Source organism: Tissierella praeacuta, assembly GCF_040396155.1.
In the GTDB taxonomy this organism is placed as follows: domain Bacteria; phylum Bacillota; class Clostridia; order Tissierellales; family Tissierellaceae; genus Tissierella; species Tissierella praeacuta_A.
This window is the reverse complement of sequence record NZ_JBEBOY010000089.1, coordinates 1-3924: the sequence shown is the minus strand read 5'-3', so window position 1 is coordinate 3924 and position 3924 is coordinate 1. Positions and strand designations below refer to the sequence as shown.

Below are 3924 nucleotides of genomic sequence, written 5' to 3'. Positions count from 1 at the left end.
AATTTTTCCATATTTTTTATATCTTCTGGACTAGTTAATTCTATTGTGTTTTGTGGAATGTAAGTAAGTTCTGCCATGGCGAAGTTATATCCTGCCTCTGCTAAACCATCTTTAACAGCATTGAAATCTTCTACAGAAGTGATTATTTCAAATCCTTCCTCTTCAGACACAAAATCTTCAGCACCTAAATCAATCGCTAACATAGTTAATTCGTCTTCATCTATAGAGTTTGTTCTCTCTATTGCTAACATACCCTTTTTATCAAACATAAAAGTAACGCAGCCTGATTGCCCCATATTTCCTCCGCATTTGTCAAAAGCATGTCTAACATCTGGTGCCGTTCTATTTCTATTATCTGTTAAACACGCTGCAAATACTGCAATTCCTCCTGGACCATAGCCTTCATAAATAATTTCTTCAAAATTATCTGCACCTAATTCTCCAGAACCTTTTTTTATTGCTCTTTCTATATTGTCATTTGGCATATTTTCTGCTTTTGCTTTATCTATGGCTGCTTTTAACGCTGGGTTATAGTCTGGATCTGCTCCACCTTCTTTTGCTGCTACCATAATATATCTACCTAGCTTTGTAAAAACTTTGGCTTTTTTTGCATCTTCTTTACCTTTTTTATTTTTAATATTATTCCATTTGGAATGTCCTGCCATAAAAATTCACTCCCTTTATAGTATTGCCTTTTCTATTCTAGCATAATATTATGCTTATTGCATTAAATTTATTAAATTTTTATCATTATAGAAAGCTATGCTCTATTCTTCTTTAAATATTGGCGGATAAGACCTTTTATGTTCGCTAATTAAATTCATTCTCTTTATTTTATTAACTATATCTTCTGGTCCTTTTCCTGTTTTAATATAATTATCCAATACTTCATACGAAAATCCCATTTCTTTTTCATCAGTTTGATTTTCCCATAATCCTGCTGTTGGTGGTTTCTCTATTATAATATTAGGTATTTCTAAAGATTTAGCGAGTTCTCGAATTTCAGATTTTACAAAAGAAGCTAAAGGTAATAAATCAACTCCGCTATCTCCATGCTTAGTAAAATATCCTACTGTAAATTCAGATTTATTACTAGAACCAACTACTAAATAGTTATTGTTTTGAGCAAAATAATATAAAGTAGTCATTCTAAGTCTTGGTTTTAAATTCGATATTGCCATCTTATTTTTATTTTCTACTTTTATAGAATCAAATAATACATCAAAAGAATTAGATAAATCTACTTTTTTAGTATCTAAATTTAATTTTTCAGCCACTAAGATTCCATGTTCTTCATCTATTGAATCACTATGGCAAGGCATTATTACACCTAAAGAATTATTTGGAAATGCTTTTTTAGCAAGCCCAGCTACAACAGCAGAATCTATACCTCCACTTAAACCAAATACTAATCCATTTGCTCCCGCTTCTCTTACCTTATCTTGTAACCATTTTACTAACTCTTCAATAATTAAGTCTATATTTTCCATATTCTCCCTCCAAGTAATCAGTCAATTTTCTTCCTATGTATATCTTCTCTATAATTGGTAAAGTTAATCATAATGATTATAACATAAAGGAGAAATTTATGGACAAAAAAAAGGTAAAGTTACTATCTATAGGTTTAATAACTGGCCTAATTAATGGACTATTTGGATCTGGCGGCGGAACTATTGTAGTTCCTGCATTGGTATTTTTGCTTGGTGTAAATGATTATAAGGCTCATGCCACTGCAATATCCATTATATTACCACTATCAATTATATCTACTATAATATATTTTGCTAACAATTCAATACCATTTAAGATTGCACTTCCAGTAGCAATAGGAGGTATGGTAGGTTCTTATATAGGTGCAAAAACTTTAAATAAAATTCCTATTAATATATTAAGGAAAATATTTGGTAGTGTAATTATTTATACTGCTATAAGGATGATATGGAAATGATTTTAACTTTAATTGGATTTTTATCAGGAATAATTAGTGGAATGGGCATAGGCGGAGGAACAATCCTAATACCTTCCTTAGTTATATTCAATAGTATGAAACAGCAATATGCACAAGGAGTCAATCTAGTAGTATTTCTTCCTGTAGCAACTATAGCTTTAATCACCCATTATAAAAAGGGAAATATTGATTTCTCTTTTGCTAAATTAATTATCATAGGAGGAATTGGTGGAGCAATTATAGGCTCAATTCTTGCTCTTAAAATTGACCCTTTAAGATTAAAAAAATATTTTGGATTTTTCCTGCTGGTAGTAGGAGGAATTGAACTATTTAAAAAGAAAGAATAGATCAGTTTTGACCTATTCTTTCTTTTTCTAATGCTTATTTCTCAATGTAGCATATACACAGTCATCATATAATATCTTAAATCCTAACTCCTTTGCTTTTGTTAAGACCTCATCATTGTATGTGCCTGGTTGAAACCATATATATTCTATTCCTGCTTCTTTGGCTTCATCTAAAGTATTGATCCCAATTTTTGGTGCTACAACCATATCAAGAACATCAGCTTTTATTGGCAGTTCCTTAACTGAATGATAAACTTTATCTCCCTCTATTTCATCATAGTTTGGATTTACACCATAAGTCTCATAATCGTGTTCCTTTAATATTTTCCATATTTTATAACCAAATTTATCTTTCTTTGCTGTTACGCCAGACACTACCCATACTTTCTTCGTAAGCATTTCTTCTTTTATCTTTATCATATCTTCCATTTTATCACCTCAATAAATTTATACCCTGTTTGCTTTCCACTAACCCCTTTTAATTTACCCTTTTGCCATCTTTCATTGGAATATATTCTTCATCTAACTCCTCCAACATAGCATTCCCATTGGTTAAATCAGTTATTATATTATGAAAATTTTCTATATTTGCATCCTCTACATAAACAAATATATTCACTGCATCATCAAAGACAGAATCATCTACTATATATCCTTCATTCATAAGATAATTTTCTATTTTTCCATATAAAGTATAATCAATTCTAACCTTTATCTTAGTATGTTGGACCATATCTACCATTATACCTGCATCTAGTCCAATCTTTGCACCCTTTGTATATGCTCTAATAAGTCCACCTGTTCCTAATTTAATTCCACCAAAATATCGAGTTACTACAACTACTACATTTCGTAAATTTTCCTTTTTAATAACTTCTAACATCGGTATGCCAGCAGTACCTGAAGGTTCTCCATCATCACTAAACCTTTGAATATTATTGTCCTTTCCAACAACATAAGCATGTACATTATGTGTAGCATCCCTATGCTTTACTTTAATTTTATCTATAAACTCCAAGGCTTCTTCCTCTGTTTCTATAGGCATAGCATAGCCAATAAATCGAGATTTATTTATGATAATTTCATCTTCTCCATAATTATATATAGTTCTATAAATCTTGTCCATAAAATCTTCCTCTCACCAAAAAAATAAGGAGATATAATCTCCTACTTTTTAAGCATAGTTTAGTTTTTCTTGATAATCCTTAAATTCCAAATATTTTTTATAGGCTAGACTTACAAGTGATTTATCTTGACTGTAGGTTATCATTTCAATAGCTTTTTCTACTGGATAAAATCCTCCTTCTTTGAATCTTTCTTCAAAATTAACTTTATATTCTTCATCTTCAGACTCCATAATATACCATATAATTTTATTGCAAACTGCCTGATTTCTCGAAAATGAGTAGAATTCATAAGCAGTTTCTCCAGCAGATGATACTATTTTAGGATCTTTAACACCTGTTTCATATTCAACTCTAGTAGTAGCAGTTTCTGGTGGTAATTGTTCATTTCTTATTTTTCCCTTCGGCAATACCCATTCATTTTTATCATTTTTTAAAATAAAAACCTTGCTATATAGTTTGCAACAAAGATTTTACATTTGAACACAAAGACGATTTATGACAT

7 protein-coding genes are annotated in these 3924 nt (G+C 30.4%); 2 read left to right on the top strand and 5 right to left on the bottom strand.

All coding sequences use genetic code 11. The annotated features are described in order from the left end of the window. The coding region (locus ABWP20_RS18320; protein WP_353097810.1) for a YebC/PmpR family DNA-binding transcriptional regulator at positions 1-665 on the bottom strand (665 nt) is incomplete at its 3' end. 102 nt (positions 666-767) lie between these two features. Beyond that, positions 768-1490 (bottom strand): NAD(+) synthase, encoded by a 723-nt coding sequence (gene nadE, locus ABWP20_RS18315; RefSeq protein ID WP_353097809.1) that lies wholly within the window; start codon positions 1488-1490, stop codon positions 768-770. Between the two features lie 98 nt (positions 1491-1588). Between nadE and ABWP20_RS18310 the strand changes: the two genes are divergently transcribed. Together ABWP20_RS18310 and ABWP20_RS18305 are read left to right on the top strand one after the other, a co-directional pair. Next, the gene (locus ABWP20_RS18310; protein WP_353097808.1) at positions 1589-1948 is read left to right on the top strand and encodes a sulfite exporter TauE/SafE family protein; all 360 of its coding nucleotides are present in this window, start codon (positions 1589-1591) and stop codon (positions 1946-1948) included. Then, positions 1945-2295, top strand: a complete 351-nt coding sequence (locus tag ABWP20_RS18305) for a TSUP family transporter (RefSeq protein ID WP_353097806.1) — start codon at positions 1945-1947, stop codon at positions 2293-2295. The genes ABWP20_RS18310 and ABWP20_RS18305 overlap by 4 nt, the downstream gene beginning before the upstream one ends. A 27-nt stretch (positions 2296-2322) precedes the next feature. Here the strand turns inward: ABWP20_RS18305 and ABWP20_RS18300 are convergent, their stop codons facing one another. The 3 genes from ABWP20_RS18300 to ABWP20_RS18290 are packed head-to-tail and all read right to left on the bottom strand — an operon-like array spanning position 2323 to position 3859. Further along, positions 2323-2724 carry a CoA-binding protein gene (locus ABWP20_RS18300; protein WP_353097804.1) on the bottom strand — a complete coding sequence of 134 codons (402 nt, stop codon included), beginning with the start codon at positions 2722-2724 and terminating at the stop codon, positions 2323-2325. A gap of 49 nt (positions 2725-2773) precedes the next feature. Continuing rightward, entirely contained in the window at positions 2774-3421 is a 648-nt protein-coding gene (locus ABWP20_RS18295) for a YigZ family protein (protein ID WP_353097803.1), read from the bottom strand. Positions 3422-3469: 48 nt separating this feature from the next. Further along, positions 3470-3859, bottom strand: a complete 390-nt coding sequence (locus ABWP20_RS18290) for an NUDIX domain-containing protein (protein ID WP_353097811.1) — start codon at positions 3857-3859, stop codon at positions 3470-3472. Positions 3860-3924: the final 65 nt, after the last annotated feature.